Below are 16,383 nucleotides of genomic sequence, written 5' to 3' on the forward strand. Positions count from 1 at the left end.
GGAGATGATTCTTTGGAATCGGAGATCACCAAATTTTTTCTGTCACTGCTAGTTCCGGGACTTCTGGTAGTTCTGTTCACGCGTGTGACATTTCACCATATTGTCGGTCTCGTCCTGACTGTTGCGCTGATCGCTGCAGCCGTTTATGCCGGCTATACGAATACCTGGTTCCTCTACGTCGTAAATGCTGCCTCTTTGACTGCAGGTTTCTGCTACGCCTCCAATATGTATAGAAAAGGGAAAAAAGCCGACATTCATGAAAATGAATGACGGCTTTTTCTTTTAGATGAACAAACTGTAAACTGCAAGGACAGCAATGGAACCAAGAACGACAATCATGACATTCGCTCCTGTTATGGCGATGCCGAAAGCAGCTGCAGCCCCGATGATGCCGTACCAGATATTGTCCTGGATGAAAAAAATAGCAGGAAAGATCAGCGCTCCGAGAACCGCATAAGGAATATTGCGCAATACATTCTGGATGGCGGGCGGAAGTTCACGCCCTTCCAAAAATGTAAGAGGCACTGCCCTGGGAATATAAGTGACGATTGCCATACCGAGAATGGTCCACCAGATCCATGAACCCATTATGATTTACCTCCTTTTGAAGCGATCAATTCAATGATGACGGCAGACGCCAAAGTGGAAACGAGGATTGCCCATCCTGTAGACAGCCAGCCGGTGAAGTAAAAAAGCGAATTCAGCAGCGCTGCTATTGCAGCAAGACTAACAACTTTTCGGTTGCCGCGCATCGAAGGCATCAGAAGACCGACGAACATGGCATACAATGCAATCGACATGGCGGCCTGCAGAAACTCAGGGAGGTTTGCGCCGATGAGATGGCCGACAGCTGTGAACAGGACCCAGCTGCCATAGGAAATGGTAATAACTCCCGCAGCGAATGAAGTGCGCAGATTTTCTCCTTTTTGGATGGCCAGTACCGAAAAAGATTCGTCAGTGATGCCAAAAGCATACAGTGCTTTTTTCCACCGGGCATCCGGCTGCATCTTTTCATTGAGTGACGCCGTCATAAGGAAGTGGCGGATATTGACGATGAATGTGTTCAGGATGATGACAGCTGGAGCTACTCCTGCGGTAATCAAGGATAACGATATGTACTGGGCTGCGCCGGCGAAAACGAAAATACTCATAGCAGTGGCTTCCCACAGGGACAGTCCTGTCGTTTTAGCGAGAAGACCGAACGTCAAAGCGATAGGGAAATAACCAATCGCAATACTGAAGCCTGCTTTCAGCCCCGCAGAAAATCCGCGTTGGTCCATTCTTTTCTCTCCTTATGTAAAAAAGTAATTCTCTTTTCCAAATGTGGGTAAAGAGTGTAAAGTAGTTATAATAGCATATCATAAGAAAAGCGACAGCGCCCGCTAAGCTCTGAAAGGCATCAGGCGGAATAACATAGCGGTCTTGACCGCGCAGTTAGGCTGTCTTATGACCCGAAGAGCTGGGCCGCTGGAGTCTGGACAAAGAAAAGCGACAGCGCCCGCTAAGCTCTGAAAGGCATAAGGCGGAATAACGTAGCGGTCTTGACCGCGCAGTTAGGCTGACTTATGACCCGAAGAGCTGGGCCGCTGGAGTCTGGACAAAAAATCAATTAATGAAACCAATCATGATAAATCTTGCAACCAGAAGGAATGAGTTTATGTCGGATTTCTTTTCCATGGATAATATTACAGCATTATATGAATCGTACCGGTCCATTGGGCCGTTCATCGGATTTTTGCTTCCGTTCATAGAAGCATTTCTTCCGTTTCTGCCTCTGTTTGTATTCGTATTTGCGAATGCCGGAGCATATGGTCTGCTGTTCGGTTTCCTGCTGTCACTCGCGGGTTCAGTGGCAGGTTCCTATAGTGTGTTCCTGTTGATCAGGAAGTATGGGCGTGCCAGATTTTTGAATTTCATGACAAAACATCAGAAAGTGGAACGGCTGATCCTATGGGTTGAACGGAACGGTTTTGGACCGCTGTTCCTGTTATTATGTTTTCCTTTTACACCATCGGCGCTCGTAAACCTGGTTGCCGGATTGTCCAATATCAGTAAACACTATTATTTATGGACGCTGATTGCGGGGAAAACGGTGATGGTATTCATGATTACATACGTCGGGTATGATATACGCGCACTATTCACGAACCCGGTAAGAACGATCATCGTTATAATTGTCATCGTGCTTCTTTATATAGTAGGAAAAATTATTGAAAAAAGATTGAACAAAAAAGTTGAAGCGGATTTTCGAGAAGCGGCAGCCAAAAAACCTTCAGGGGAATAATGGAGCTGTGACTGGCCCGGCAGGATCAATTCATGTAAAATAAGAACAGACGTTCCATTCGGGAGGGTGTTTATATGTCGTTAAGAATTATCTATGGTCGTGCAGGATCCGGAAAAACGAGTTTTATAATAGATGAAATTGTAGAAACTTTGAAAGGGCAGGCGGACGGTGATCCCATATTTTTCATAGTGCCCGATCAGATGTCTTTTTCTACTGAATATCGGCTGTCATCGGCAGATGGGATGAAAGGGATGATCCGTGCGCAGGCGGTCACATTCAAACGGCTTGCCTGGCGTGTTCTTCAGGAAGCAGGTGGCATCAGCCGCAAGGAAGTCGACAGTTTCGGCTACCGGATGCTTATCCGCAGCCTGTTGGAGGAATATAAAGAGGATTTCCAGCTTTTTCGCCGTGCAGCGGGAAAACGGGGATTTACCGATCAGATCGAACAATTGATCAAGGAGTTTTCAAGATATTGCGTCGACTGCGGGGAGCTGACGGATATCAGGACGTCACTGGCTGAAGCCGGTGCGCCGCGGACCCTGTTGGATAAGGCTGCAGATCTCGAGTTGATCCTGGCGGAAATCGAAAATCGTCTGGGTACGGTATTCGTCGATTCGGAAGGCCACCTGGCTTTATTATCCGAGAAAATCCGTTTTTCCGAACAGGTCAAGTCAGCTGATATTTATATCGATGGCTTTGTAACATTTACGGCACGCGAGTATGAAATCATTTTCGAATTGATGCGCCATGCAAAATCCGTGACGATCGCTATGCCGATGGACGGCGCTGCCAGTGCAAACGATGAACAGGCGCTGTTCTTCCAATCGGCGAATACAGCACGGCGCCTTGTAGACCAGGCGAAATCAGATGGCATCGAAGTGGAGAATGGCATCCATATGCCGTCACCCCAGCGGTTCACAAACCGCGAACTGGCGCATATCGAGAGACATTTTGACGATTATCCCCTGGAAAAGTTGGCAACGGAAGGCTATGTCAATCTGGTGGAAGCTTCAAACCGGAGAGCAGAAGTGCATGCGATGGCCAGGTCAATAAGGGAGCAGGTCAGGGCTGGCATCCGCTACAATGAAATTGCCGTATTATACCGTCAGCCTGAAGTCTATGATGAATTGATCAATACGATATTCCCGCAATATGAATTGCCTTATTTCATCAGCCAGAAAAAATCCATGCTGCACCATCCGCTGATTGAATTCTGCCGTTCAGTGCTGGAAGCGGTTCAGTCGAATTTTTCATACGAACCGGTTTTCCGGGCTATCAAAACCGATTTATTTTTCCCGCAGGGCAGTGTGGCAAAATGGCGTGAACGAAGCGATGTGCTGGAGAATTTCGTCATTGCAAATGGTATTTATGGGGAACGCTGGTTTGAAGAAAAACGCTGGTTCTATAAAAAGTACCGGGGTCTGGAGTTTCATACCGGCATTCAGACGGACGAAGAAATCGCATTGCAGACGGAACTTCATGCAGTGAGGGATCTGGTGCGGGAACCCTTGACTTCATTGAAGGAACGCCTGGAAAACTGCAGAAGCGGCAGGGAAATGGCGGAAACACTGTTTTTATTCGTGGAAGATATGGGGATTTACGATAAGATCCTGGACCTGAAGGAAAGGGAGGAAGCAGAACACAGGCTATTGGCTGCAGCTGAACACGAACAGGCATGGAAACAATGGATCGGGGTATTGGATCAGTTTGTGCTGATGTTCGGTGACAAGGAGCTGGAGTTGTCTGCAGCCGTTAAAATCCTCGATGAAGGTTTTGAAACCCTGGAATTTTCCAGGATTCCACCGTCTCTCGACGAGATTACCGTTTCAACCATCGATTTGGCAAGGCTGATGGATATCAAATCTGTTTTTGTCATCGGCGTAAATGACGGCGTATTGCCTAAACGGATCGACCAGGAAGGCTTGCTGACCGATTTGGACCGGGAATGGTTTGCAAAAATCGGGTTTGAGCTTGCACCAAGCAGCAAAACCCGGCTGCTTGATGAGACTTTCATGGCCTACCGGGCGTTCACGTCTGCTTCCGATTTTCTGACAGTGTCGTATCCGATTGCAGATGAAGAAGGGAAAGCGTTGCTGCCGTCGATGTATATCCAGAAATTCGTCGATATGCTCGGCGTGGAATTGACCCCGGCGGTAGTCGATCCTGAAGAGCTGCATGAACCCGACTACATGAGTTATATCTCACATCCGCGCGCATCCCTGGCGTACCTTGCCTCCCAGATCCGCAGCGGTACACTGTCCCCTGAGTGGCAGGCAGTGCTGTCCTATTACGAAGAAGATCCGCTCTGGTCTTCAGTGGTGGAGCGGATACTGGAACCATCGAAGCCTAATATCGCCGATCCATTGCGGGAGGAAATCGCCGAGCCGTTATATGGTTCACCGATTGCATCCAGTGTATCGCGCGTTGAAACGTTTTATGGCTGTCCATATGCCCATTTCACGGCTTATGGCTTACGGCTGGAAGAAAGAAATCAATACAAATTGGCGGCGCCGGCAATGGGTGACCTTTTCCACGCGGCCATCAAATGGATATCTGATGAAGTCAACAGGCTGGATGTATCATGGTCTTCTCTCAGCAGCAAAGATTGCAGGGAACTGGCGAAACAGGCGATCGAGCAGTTATCTCCTTATTTCGTCAACCATATCCTCATCAGTTCGCATCGCTACCGTTATATTCAGCATAAACTGGAAGCCATCATCAGGCAGACCGCTGTCATGCTCAACAAGCATGCAAAAGTGACGGGATTCCGTCCCGTCGCATTGGAAGTGGGGTTTGGCACAAAAGAGACGATTCCACCTCTTGATATCCCGTTAAAAAGAGGTCGCAAGATGAATATACGCGGCAGGATCGACCGCATCGATTCAACCGATATCAACGGCAAACCGTATATTCGCGTTGTCGATTACAAATCTTCAAAACAGGGATTGGACCTAGGTGAAGTCTATCACGGCATTGCGCTGCAGACATTCACTTATCTGGACGTCGCATTGACGCACTCGGACCGCTGGCTCGGTGAACAGGCAGAACCGGCTGGTGTGCTGTATTTCCATATGCACAATCCGATGTTGAAATCGACGAAACTGATGACGGCGGAAGAAGTGGAAGAGGAAATGGCCCGCTCATTCAAGATGAATGGCCTTGTCGTTGAAGATGAAGAAATCATCAGGGCGATGGATACCGAAATCGACGGATTCTCGAATATCATCCCTGTGCGCATGAATAAGAACGGCAGCATTTCAAAGTCGCAATCGCGTACGGTAAGCAAAGAAGATATGAACATCATCCGCAGATTTGTGCGCAATAAACACCAGGATGCCGGAAATGGCATATTGGACGGCGTAACATCCATTACGCCCTATAAAGTCAAAGATGACACACCTTGCCAATTCTGTTCCTACCGCTCGATCTGTCAATTCGATCCATCAGACCCGGAACAGACTTACCGCAAGCTGCCGTCTTTATCTGCAGATAAAGCGGTTGACCTGATCAGAAAGGAGACTGGCGAACATGATTCCGACGAAACCGAATGATGCGACATGGACCGATGAACAGTGGCGGGCCATTTGGGCAAAAGGGCAGGATATGCTGGTTTCGGCAGCGGCAGGATCCGGCAAAACAGCTGTCCTGATCAACCGGATGATCGAAAAAGTATTGGATGAAAAAGATCCCATCTCTGTGGATGAACTCCTGGTCGTGACATTCACGAATGCATCTGCTGCCGAAATGCGTCACCGGATGTCGAAGGCGCTCGAAAAAGCGGTCGCTGAAAATCCCGAGTCGAAACATCTGCGGCAGCAATTGCGGCTCATCAATAAAGCGCAGATTTCCACGCTCCATTCTTTTTGCCTTTCTGTCGTGAAGCAGTATGCCTATCTCCTGGAAATCGATCCCGGCTTTAGGATTGCAGGTGATACAGAAGCTGCACTTCTTCGGGATGACGTGCTGGAGGCAGTGCTTGAATACGCTTATGAAGGTGATGGGGCTGATGCTGTTTACCGCCTCGCCGACAGTTTCACCTCTGACCGCAGCGACCAGGCGATGGAAGTGCTTGTCAGCAAGCTATACGATTACTCACGGGTCCATCCGGATCCTGAGCAATGGCTGCAGCAGGTTCCGTTGCTGTATGATGTCCCGGAAGATACTCAAATCGATGAATTGCCGTTTACGGCAGATTTGAAAATGACCATTCGCCATGCGTTCGAAGAAGCCCTTCAGCTGACATTGGACGGCTTGGATCTGACTCAGCAAGCGGACGGACCGGCAGCATTGGCGATAACATTTGAAATGGATGCAGAATTGATCAGGTCCGCTATCGCGGCGCTTGATGAATCGTGGAACAGCATTTACGAATTTTCCAAACAGATTCTCTGGCCGAAAGCGGCGAGCATCCGCAAAGATTCCTGTGATCCGGCACTCGCCGATGAAGCAAAAGCGCTACGGAATGAAGTCAAAAAAATTGTCAAAGGCATCACGGATGCTTATTTCACACGCAAGCCTGAAAGATTGATCCAGGAGATGCGTGAAATGGCTCCTCTGATGCAGACATTGGTGGATTTGACGAATCAATTTGCAAAACAGTATAAAGCTTTGAAAATCGAACGGGCCATCGTTGATTTCTCGGATCTTGAGCATTATGCACTTGAAATCCTGAGTGAAGGCGGGGAAGCCTCAGCCATCGCAATGGACTACCGCAGCCGCTTCAAGGAAATCCTGGTCGATGAGTATCAGGATACGAATATGCTGCAGGAAACAATACTCAGCTTTGTCAAATCCGGCGGAGAAGCGGACGGCAATATGTTCATGGTGGGAGACGTAAAACAATCGATTTACAGATTCCGTCTGGCAGAGCCCATGCTGTTTCTCGGGAAATATGGACGCTTTACAGATAGAGCGGAAGGAACAGGCATGAGCATCGATCTGAACGCGAATTTCCGGAGCCGCAAAGAAGTCCTCGATGGTACCAATTATATTTTTTCACAGATAATGGGAGAGCGCGTCGGAGAGATAGAATATGATGAAGCGGCGGCGCTGAAACATAAAGCTCCCTATCCTGAAAGTGATCTGCCGATTGAACTGACCTTGATCCACGAGCCGGAGGCAGACGAAGAAGATGTGGACGATAACGGGGAAGACCTGTCGAAATCCCAATGGGAAGCACGGTTCATCGCTTCTAAGATCCGTGCGCTGATGGATGCTGGCACCTATGTGCACGACCCTTGGTCAAATGACAGACGCCCGCTTGAATATCGCGATATAGTCGTATTGATGCGCTCGATGACCTGGTCAGGCGATTTTGATGATGAATTCAAACAGGCGGGTATTCCTTTATATACGGAACTGTCGGGAGGCTATTTTGATGCACTCGAAGTGATGATCATGATGAACACCCTCCGTGTCATCGATAATCCTTATCAGGATATCCCGCTCGTTTCCGTGTTGCGTGCACCCTTTATCGGTCTGCGTGAAAATGAACTCGCCGAAATTCGGTTGGCCGCGCCGCAGGCAACTTTTTATGAGGCAGTAAAGACATTTATCCGAAGCGGTACAGGGATCGACAGAAAAGCGGCTGAAAAATTACAGCGCTTCATGCTTCAGCTGGAGGATTGGCGTAACCTTGCTCGGCGGGGCTCGCTTGCTGAATTGATCTGGCAGGTTTACCTGGAGACGAATTATTATGAAATGGCCGGTTCCATGTCAAACGGCAAACAGCGCCAGGCTAACCTTCGCGCGCTGCACGACCGGGCATTGGAATATGAAAAAACATCATTCCGCGGACTGTTCCGTTTTCTCCGCTTCATTGACCGCATGCGTGAACGGGGAGATGATCTCGGCACGGCCAAATCGCTCAGCGAAAAGGAAAATGTCGTACGTCTCATGACAGTGCATAAATCGAAAGGGCTTGAATTCCCTGTCGTCTTTTTTGCGGGTACTGGCCGGGCGTTCAATGAAATGGACTTCCGGAAATCCTATATGTTCGATCAGGATTATGGACTGGCGGTAAAAGCGGTTAATCCCGATACGCGGGTCGAGTACACTTCCTTGCCGTTTCTTGCCGTAAAAGAAAGAAAACAATTGCAGATGAAAGCGGAAGAGATGCGCGTCTTATATGTAGCCATGACACGAGCCAAGGAACGGCTGTTCCTGACGGCTTCCGTCAAAGATCCGGAATCGCTTTTCGAACGCTGGAAAACATCTGCGTCGGAAGTCCGGCTGCCTGATTTTGTCCGCTCACGGGCAAAAGGCTATCTGGATTGGATAGGCCCGGCAATCGCACGGCATCCTGATGCAGATGAATTGATGAACCGGTCGGGTGTATTCCTGCCCCATCATTCAAAATTCAAAGTGGAATTGATCGAAAGCCAATCCTTGTTGCCAGCGCCATTGATCTTTGAAGAGATGGCAGTAGCTGAGGGGGATGTACAGAAACTACAGGAAGAAGTGAAGAATCGTTTTGATTTCCGTTATCCTTATCAGCGCTCCGTGGAGAAGCGGTCCAAACAATCAGTATCCGAGATGAAACGATTACAGATGCTGCAGCGTCTGGATGAACCGGAGTCATTTATCCATAGTGTCGGCCCTTCCAAACGGACGCTGCACGACAGACCGGATTTTCTGCAGGAAAAACGGCTGGCTGCCGCCGATATCGGAACGGCTGTCCATTCACTGATGCAGCATATTCCGCTGGACAGAAAATTGACGGCTGCAGAAATAAAAGAACAGATCGAGACCTTGGTAGGCATGGAAATCCTTTCGCCTGAAGAAGGCAGTGCCATCCGTGTCCCTGAAATTGAGGCTTTCTATTCGAGTGAGACGGCTGCCCGCCTGATGAATGCGCAGCATATCAAACGGGAAGTTCCCTTCACATATGCCAAACCGGATGCGGAAGGGGATTACCAGATCATCCAGGGAATCGTTGATTGCCTGTTCGAAGAGGAAGACGGTTGGGTGCTGCTGGATTATAAAACGGACCGGCTCTATCAAGTAGAAGATGTTCAAACTGAGATGGAAAACCGTTATGAAGTCCAATTGAATGTTTATACGGAAGCCGTAGAGGAAATCCTGAGAGTATCAATCAAAGAAAAAATGCTGTATTTGTTTTCAGCACATAAAGAGATAATGATTTAGGGGGATTTTATGTGAAATTAGAACCTGTGACTCTGGATGAACGAGTCGAGTCCATCGATTTGATGAGAGGGGTCGCCTTGCTCGGCATCCTTCTTGTCAATATGCTGGCATTCCACTCGCCTTTTTCCTATATAGATCCGTATACGTGGTTTGATGCAGCGGGAGATCAAACCACGTATGCATTCATCGATGTTTTTGTACAAGCCAGTTTTTACCCGTTATTTGCTATGTTGTTCGGGTATGGACTGGGAATGCAATTCCTGAGGGCCGAATCAAGGAACCGGCCTTTTGCGCCAATGGCGGTAAAACGTCTGGCGATTCTGCTCCTGTTCGGTATTCTGCATGCATTTCTGCTTTGGTTCGGGGATATTCTGATCACCTATGCGATCATGGGCTTTTTACTCATCGGCATGATGAGGCTCGATTCAAAATGGCTGCTGACTTTGGGGGTGATCATCTACGCGGTGCCGCAGGCTTTATTGCTGTTGATCCTGTTCGCTGCAGTAGCAATGGATTCGAGCTTCTATGTCGGCATACAGGAAGTCCAAAATTCCGTTGCAGCTTATGGTGGAGGCACCTATGCAGAAATTTTCAGGCAGCGGTTCGACGATTGGATGTACAGCAATAATCCATTGAATTATATTGTGCTGATCGTGACGATCCTGCCGTTTACGATGGTGGGGGCTGCTGCAGCAAAATGGCGGTTGATCGAACGCACCCGTGAAATGAAAAAGCTATGGATCGGCCTTGCGGTAGGCGGCTTTGTAATCGGGCTGCTGCTGAAACTTACCCCTTATCTGATTGATAAGAATATTGCGATGACTTATCTGCAGGATATTTTCGGGGGCCCGCTGCTTGCTGTCAGCTACGCTGCTGCCATTGCGCTGATATCGCAGAATCTGAAGGCAGCCAAAATCCTGCGCCCGCTGGCGAAAGCCGGGAGGATGTCACTGACTACCTATATCACCCAGTCGGTGATTGCGACGACGATCTTTTATTCGTATGGGCTGGGCCTTTATGGCCAGGTCAGTGTTCTGGCAGGTACCTTGCTGGCACTAGGTATTTTCGTCATCCAATTGATATTTGCTGAATTGTGGCTGACGAAGTTTAACCAGGGGCCGCTTGAAATGCTGTGGAGAAAGATTACATACGGATTAAATTTCACGAAAACCAACAATTCGGATAATTAATGTGTATAATTAATGGAATCAAAGAAAAGGAGTGTTTACTAAATGAAGCTGTTATCATTTCGCTATGAAGGAAAAGAAATGTTTGGACCGAAAGTGAAAAAAGAAGAAGCCGTATGGGATGTCTTGAAGATCCAGGAAGAACTTGAGGTTCTCCCATCTTTTCCGGCACAGCTGATTGAAGGAATCTCACAGGGAGTCGAATTCGTCGAACAGGTCCGTAAATTAGCGGATGCTGCAGCGGGTTCAGAAAATCCTGCGGAATACAAACACTCTTTTTCGGATATCGAATGGCTCGCGCCTATTCCGAGAACGCCGAAAAACGTATTATGCATAGGCAAGAACTATGCCGAACACGCAAAAGAAATGGGCGCGGAAGCACCTGTGGATCTCGTCGTCTTTACAAAGTCACCGGCAGCCATTGCGGCGGATGAAGAGACAGTGCCAGTCCATAGTGAGTTGACGGATGCTTACGATTATGAAGGTGAACTTGCGGTGGTTATCGGAAAAAGCGGAAGTGCCATTCCGAAGCAAATGGCCTACGACCACGTCTTCGGTTATACGATCGCCAATGATATGACGGCACGCGATCTGCAGACCAAACACCAGCAGTTTTTCCTCGGCAAGAGTTTGGTGAAATCATGTCCGATGGGACCTTATATCGTAACGAAAGATGAAATTCCGGAATCCCAGAATCTATCCATTGTAACGAAAGTCAACGAAGAGATCCGCCAAAACGGAAACACGAAAGATATGATCCGTCGGGTAGACGATCTCATTTCAGAAATCTCGAAGTATACGCCGCTTGAACCCGGCGATGTTATATTAACCGGCACTCCTGCTGGCGTGGGCAAAGGGTTCAACCCGCCAAAATTCCTGAAAGCTGGAGATACGGTGAAAGTTTCCATCGAATCCATCGGCACGCTTGTCACACATTTGTCATAGGGCTCCGCTGCTATTCAAATTCAAAGTTATGGTAGACTAGAGGAGAACTATATTAAATGAGGTGACGAATTGGACTTTTTAACTGAAACTACACATTTACACATCACAACATGGGTCATCGCAATTCTGCTGTTTTTGGCAGCGGCATTTATGAACCCGGAAAGCAAGGGACGCAAAATTTCACATATGGTCCTGCGCTTATTCTACATTTTGATCATCATTACCGGACTTGCGCTGTTTATCGAATGGTCTTCTGCAGACCCGATGCAATACGGGATTAAATTCCTGTTCGGCATACTGACAATCGGTATGATGGAAATGGTATTGGTACGCAGTAAAAAACAGAAGCCAGTGACATTGTTCTGGATCCTGTTTGCAGTATTCCTGCTGGTAACGATGTTCTTCGGCTTTAAATTGCCGATCGGTTTCAATTTCTTGGCTTAATACCTGATAAAAGATGTCCGCATGCCGGACATCTTTTTTTTTGCGTGATTTTCCAAGCGTACATTCACAGTTTAGACGAAACTGGCTGTCAGGAAAGTGTTTTGCCTCATCTTTAAATAGCAGGCAGGGCAGGAGTTTGTTAAAATAGACCGAGTGGAAAGCATTATACCTCATTGAAGGAGGACCTAAGATTGAAAGTGAAATGGATTTCCGGCATCTTGAGTGCCGCTTTGCTGCTGAGCCTTACCGCACCAGCATCAGCTGAAGAAACAAAAGAACTGCAAGATGAAAGCATATACGACGTACTGGTCGACCGGTATTTCAATAAGCAGATTGAAAATGATTTCGAAGTGGTTGCAACAGACCCCGAAGCGTTCAACGGTGGAGATTTCGAAGGCCTTGCAAGTGAACTTCTGCATATCAAAGACATGGGCTTCACCGTCCTGTCCATTGGTCCGGTTTTCGCAACAGCTACATATGATGGCAAGCAAGTCATGGATTACAATCAATTCGAACGTCATTTCGGCACGGAGGAAGATTTCGTCAATCTAGTGGACACAGTCCATGAAAATGATATGAAATTGATGATCGATATTCCGACGCAAAAAATGAGTGCCGAACATTTTTGGGTCAATGATCATCCGGAATGGTTTGTTGAAAATGAAGATGGCACTTTCGCCTTGGATACTTCCAATCGGGATGCACAGGAAGCGCTGATTGAATTTGCCAGCGGCTTTATCCAAAAATATGAAGTGGACGGTTTGAGGCTTCAGGAAACTGAAAAACTGGATCCGGCTTTTATTGCTGACTTTTCCGAAGAAATCAAAGCGCTTCGGGATATCTATCTGCTCGGGGATGCAGAAATGGAACCCGTGGAAGGCCTCGACGCAGTGGTCATGCCGGGAGTGGAAGAAGCACTTCGAAGCAGCTATATGAATTTTGACCAGGACACATCCGCCTTGCCTGCATTTCTTGAAAATGCGGAGGGGAGCCTGATACAGGCAGATTCGCTGCGTGGCCCCCGGGTCACTTCCGATATCGTCAGTGTCAATGGGTTCCCTCCGACTCGCATGCGCCTGCTGATGACACAGATTTTCACGATGCCTGGCGTCCCTGTCATCCAATATGGTACTGAAACCGCAATGAGCGGTGTAACAGCCCAGGAATCCCATCAACTATTGAACATGGCTGTCGAAGCGGAATTGATCGAGCATATCGGCAATTTGAACTCGCTCCGGAACTCTTCAGATGCATTTCGTAATGGAAAGTTGGAAATGATCCACGAAGAAGACGGCTGGCTGATTTATAAAAGGTCGGATGACGAGGAAGCCTGGATCATCGCCATCAATAATTCATCGAGCACGAGAAATTTCACTTTGCCCGTTGAATTGGTCGGCAGTGACAAGGAACTTCGCGGCCTGTTTGAAAATGACATCGTCAAACAGGAAGCAAATGGCAGTTATAAAATCACACTTGACCGGGAAATCGGTGAAACGTTCCATATAATAGAAGAGCGTGGATTCAATAAAGCGTATATCGGAGCTTTAATTGTATTGTATGTCGTATTTATGTTCTTCCTGTGGTTTGTCTGGAAAAAAGGACGTCAGCGGAAAGCGGATGAAGCGGCAAAATCGACGAATGACGAACAGTCGTCCAAGTAAGAGGTAATCCTGGTAAACCACAAAACCCGCCAGCGGAAATTTTCATTTCCGCTGGCGGGTTTTTATTCAGGAATTTTGTAAGGGCAGCCTCACGCATTCAATTTATTCGAAAAGAAGATGGCAAGTGTGCCAGGACCAGTATGGGCGGCAATGACAGAGCCGATCATATAGATTTCTATGCCTTTCGGATGGAATTGCTCTTCGATGGCGTCTTTCATCAAATTGGCGAATTCTTCATCATTGCCGTGGCTGATGGCGATGACCTGCTTATCCAGCTGCTCTCCGCGTTCCTCCATCAATTCGACGATGCGTTTGATGACTTTTTTCCGTCCGCGCAGTTTTTCGATCGGCACCAATTTTCCGTCTTCCACATGAAGAAGGGGTTTAATGTTCAGCAGACCTCCAACGAATGCGCTGCCTTTTGAGATGCGGCCGCCTTTCGCCATATAATCGAGATCTTCTACAGTAAACAAACTTTCTACGTGCGCTGCCATCCATGTAACCCGTTCGATGATCTCTTTTAATGGATGCCCCTGTGAACGCAATTTCACCGCTTCTTTGACGAGCATGCCGTAACCAAGGGAAGCGGCTTTCGTATCAAGGATCGTCAGCTTCAAGTCCGGATATTCCTCGCGCACCTGGTCGGCGCTCATCATGGCCGTACTGTATGTACCTGACAGTTCAGAAGAAAAAGCCATATAAAATCCTTCTTCGCCTTCTTTCGCCAATTTTTCAAAAGCATTCAGCATTTCATCAGGTGAAACCTGGGATGTTTTTGGGTGAATGCCTTCGCCGATTGCTTCATACACTTTCAGTGAGTTTATCGTCCGGATATCCTCGTACTCATCATTGCCGATGTGGACCCTCAATGGAAACAATTCTACATTCTCAGTTTCAAAAAACGCTTTTGGTAAATCTGAAGCACTGTCAGCAAATAATCTCATTCCAATTCCCCTTTTCCTATTTTAAATTTAAGCGGTCGATCAATAATTCTGCTATCCCATCTTCATTATTGCTCAAAGTGATTTCATTGGCTATATTTTTTAACGGATCGATGGCATTGCCCATGGCTACTCCCACTCCAGCAAAGTCGATCATCTCGAGATCGTTGTCTTCATCCCCGAATGCAATGATATTCTCTCTCGGGATCCCGAGGGATTTTGAAACCTGATCAAGCCCGACAGCTTTGCTCAGGCCGCTTTTGACGATTTCAATGACATGCCACGGAGCTCCCCATCGTCTATGGTCGATCACTTCCGCATGCACCTCATTCAAATGTTCGTGAATCAGATCAACTTTTTCAAAAGGAGCATGGATCAGCATGGAGGTGGGTTCGACTTTCAAATAATTGCGCAAGTCGCCGGTCGTAATTGTCGGATCCCCAAAATTGAAGATGTCCAGAAGTTTTTCATCATGGTGGTGGACGTAAACATCATCCAATACTTCAGCTACGATATTATGAAAATTATATGCATGCATCGACTCAACGACTTCATGGACGGTATTCAACCCAATCGGTGTATGGAATCTTCCCCAACTGTTGTCTGTGGGATGGTGGACAAACGCACCATTGAAGTTGACGATGGGTGTCTTTAAACCGAGCTGTCTATAATAAGGTTCACTTGAGCGGTAAGGACGGCCGGTGGCGATCATTACCTGGTGCCCCTTTTCCATTGCTTTGGCCAATACCATTTCGGTCTTTTCTGAGATGACTTTTTGATCTGTCAGCAGCGTTCCGTCCAGATCAAGTACGATTAAATGCTGTTTCATTTAAACCGTCTCCTTTCTATCTATATACAGTTTAGCGATAACAGCAAGGGTTAGTCAAAAAATCTTGAGTTCAGGCCATTCGAATAAAATCCTGAAAAAGATCATATCATATGAAAAATCGGCTGATTATTGGTAGGATTAGATAAAAAGGAGGGATGCAGCAAGTGAAAATCATTCATGAATTATGGGAAAACATACCGTTGCTGCATGTGGTTCCAGACGACGCGGAAGGCAAGAAACTTCCGACAGTTATTTTTCTTCATGGCCATATGAGCGCAAAAGAGCATAATCTCCATTATGCCTACCAATTGGCCGGGAAAGGAATTCGTGTATTATTGCCGGATGCACATCTGCACGGTGAGCGGGAAGAGGGGCAGGACGCGATCCAGATGAGTCTCCGTTTCTGGGAAATCGTTTTGACTTCTATAGAGGAAATCGGGAACATACATAGAATGGCAGAGGAAAAACAATTAGTGGAAGGTGAACCCGCGGTCGCAGGAACTTCTATGGGAGGGATCACCACGCTCGGCGCATTGACAGTCCATCCGTGGATTTCCACTGCCGCAATCATGATGGGATCAGCAAGTTATGTCGATCTTGCAAGCGCGCAGATGAGCCAGTTTGAATCACGCGGGTTCACCTTGCCGATTACTCCAGAGGAACGTGCCGGTATGCTGCGGACACTTGCTCAGTTCGACGGCACAAAAAAAATAGATTCCTATGCAAAACGTCCATTATTCTTCTGGCACGGGGAACAGGATATCATTGTGCCGTTTGCTCCGACTTTTGATTTTTATAAAAAATTGGAAGCGGCTTATGGAGAAGAGGCGGAGGAAAAACTCCGGTTCATCCGAGAAAAGGAAACAGGACACGCTGTAAGTCGACCGGGAATGCTCGCTGCGACCGAATGGCTGGCTGATCATTTAAAGAAATAAGCGTGTCAATT

The 16,383-nt window shown here is 47.5% G+C and carries 13 protein-coding genes; 9 read left to right on the plus strand and 4 right to left on the minus strand.

All coding sequences use genetic code 11. From position 1 onward, the window contains the following. The first annotated feature begins 12 nt into the window (after positions 1–12). Positions 13–270, plus strand: a complete 258-nt coding sequence (locus IQ294_RS02325; protein WP_203332396.1) for a DUF2198 family protein — start codon at positions 13–15, stop codon at positions 268–270. A gap of 12 nt (positions 271–282) precedes the next feature. Here the strand turns inward: IQ294_RS02325 and IQ294_RS02330 are convergent, their stop codons facing one another. Both IQ294_RS02330 and IQ294_RS02335 read right to left on the minus strand, forming a co-directional pair. After that, positions 283–588: an AzlD domain-containing protein gene (locus IQ294_RS02330; protein WP_203332397.1), complete on the minus strand. Its 306-nt coding sequence runs from the start codon at positions 586–588 to the stop codon at positions 283–285. Beyond that, positions 588–1,280 carry an AzlC family ABC transporter permease gene (locus IQ294_RS02335; protein ID WP_203332398.1) on the minus strand — a complete coding sequence of 231 codons (693 nt, stop codon included), beginning with the start codon at positions 1,278–1,280 and terminating at the stop codon, positions 588–590. Before IQ294_RS02335 ends, IQ294_RS02330 begins: the two co-directional genes overlap by 1 nt. A 395-nt stretch (positions 1,281–1,675) precedes the next feature. Here IQ294_RS02335 and IQ294_RS02340 point away from each other — a divergent pair, with 395 nt between their 5' ends. From IQ294_RS02340 to IQ294_RS02370, 7 genes are all read left to right on the plus strand, one after another. Further along, positions 1,676–2,284, plus strand: a complete 609-nt coding sequence (locus tag IQ294_RS02340) for a TVP38/TMEM64 family protein (RefSeq protein WP_238942593.1) — start codon at positions 1,676–1,678, stop codon at positions 2,282–2,284. 74 nt (positions 2,285–2,358) lie between these two features. Next, on the plus strand, positions 2,359–5,835 hold the full coding sequence (gene addB, locus IQ294_RS02345) for a helicase-exonuclease AddAB subunit AddB (RefSeq protein WP_203332400.1): 3,477 nt from the start codon (positions 2,359–2,361) through the stop codon (positions 5,833–5,835). Continuing rightward, a complete protein-coding gene (gene addA / locus IQ294_RS02350) occupies positions 5,813–9,430 on the plus strand; it encodes a helicase-exonuclease AddAB subunit AddA (RefSeq protein ID WP_203332401.1) in 3,618 nt (1,205 codons plus the stop codon). Before addB ends, addA begins: the two co-directional genes overlap by 23 nt. An 11-nt stretch (positions 9,431–9,441) precedes the next feature. Next, the gene (locus IQ294_RS02355; protein WP_203332402.1) at positions 9,442–10,620 is read left to right on the plus strand and encodes a DUF418 domain-containing protein; all 1,179 of its coding nucleotides are present in this window, start codon (positions 9,442–9,444) and stop codon (positions 10,618–10,620) included. A 42-nt stretch (positions 10,621–10,662) separates the two neighbouring features. Then, entirely contained in the window at positions 10,663–11,562 is a 900-nt protein-coding gene (locus tag IQ294_RS02360) for a fumarylacetoacetate hydrolase family protein (RefSeq protein ID WP_203332403.1), read from the plus strand. 69 nt (positions 11,563–11,631) lie between these two features. Continuing rightward, on the plus strand, positions 11,632–12,006 hold the full coding sequence (locus tag IQ294_RS02365; RefSeq protein ID WP_203332404.1) for a YisL family protein: 375 nt from the start codon (positions 11,632–11,634) through the stop codon (positions 12,004–12,006). 197 nt (positions 12,007–12,203) lie between these two features. After that, positions 12,204–13,667, plus strand: a complete 1,464-nt coding sequence (locus IQ294_RS02370) for an alpha-amylase family glycosyl hydrolase (protein ID WP_349291321.1) — start codon at positions 12,204–12,206, stop codon at positions 13,665–13,667. Positions 13,668–13,756: 89 nt separating this feature from the next. On the opposite strand, the gene IQ294_RS02375 is transcribed toward IQ294_RS02370, so the two are convergent. Together IQ294_RS02375 and IQ294_RS02380 are read right to left on the minus strand one after the other, a co-directional pair. Continuing rightward, entirely contained in the window at positions 13,757–14,611 is an 855-nt protein-coding gene (locus tag IQ294_RS02375; RefSeq protein ID WP_203332406.1) for a DegV family protein, read from the minus strand. Between the two features lie 16 nt (positions 14,612–14,627). Continuing rightward, complete coding sequence (locus IQ294_RS02380; RefSeq protein ID WP_203332407.1) at positions 14,628–15,437, minus strand: Cof-type HAD-IIB family hydrolase; 810 nt, start codon at positions 15,435–15,437, stop codon at positions 14,628–14,630. A gap of 155 nt (positions 15,438–15,592) precedes the next feature. On the opposite strand from IQ294_RS02380, the gene IQ294_RS02385 reads away from it, so the two are divergent. Next, complete coding sequence (locus tag IQ294_RS02385; RefSeq protein ID WP_238942594.1) at positions 15,593–16,372, plus strand: serine aminopeptidase domain-containing protein; 780 nt, start codon at positions 15,593–15,595, stop codon at positions 16,370–16,372. Positions 16,373–16,383: the final 11 nt, after the last annotated feature.

Source organism: Planococcus beigongshangi (assembly GCF_016820495.1).
Taxonomy (GTDB): Bacteria; Bacillota; Bacilli; order Bacillales_A; family Planococcaceae; genus Planococcus; species Planococcus beigongshangi.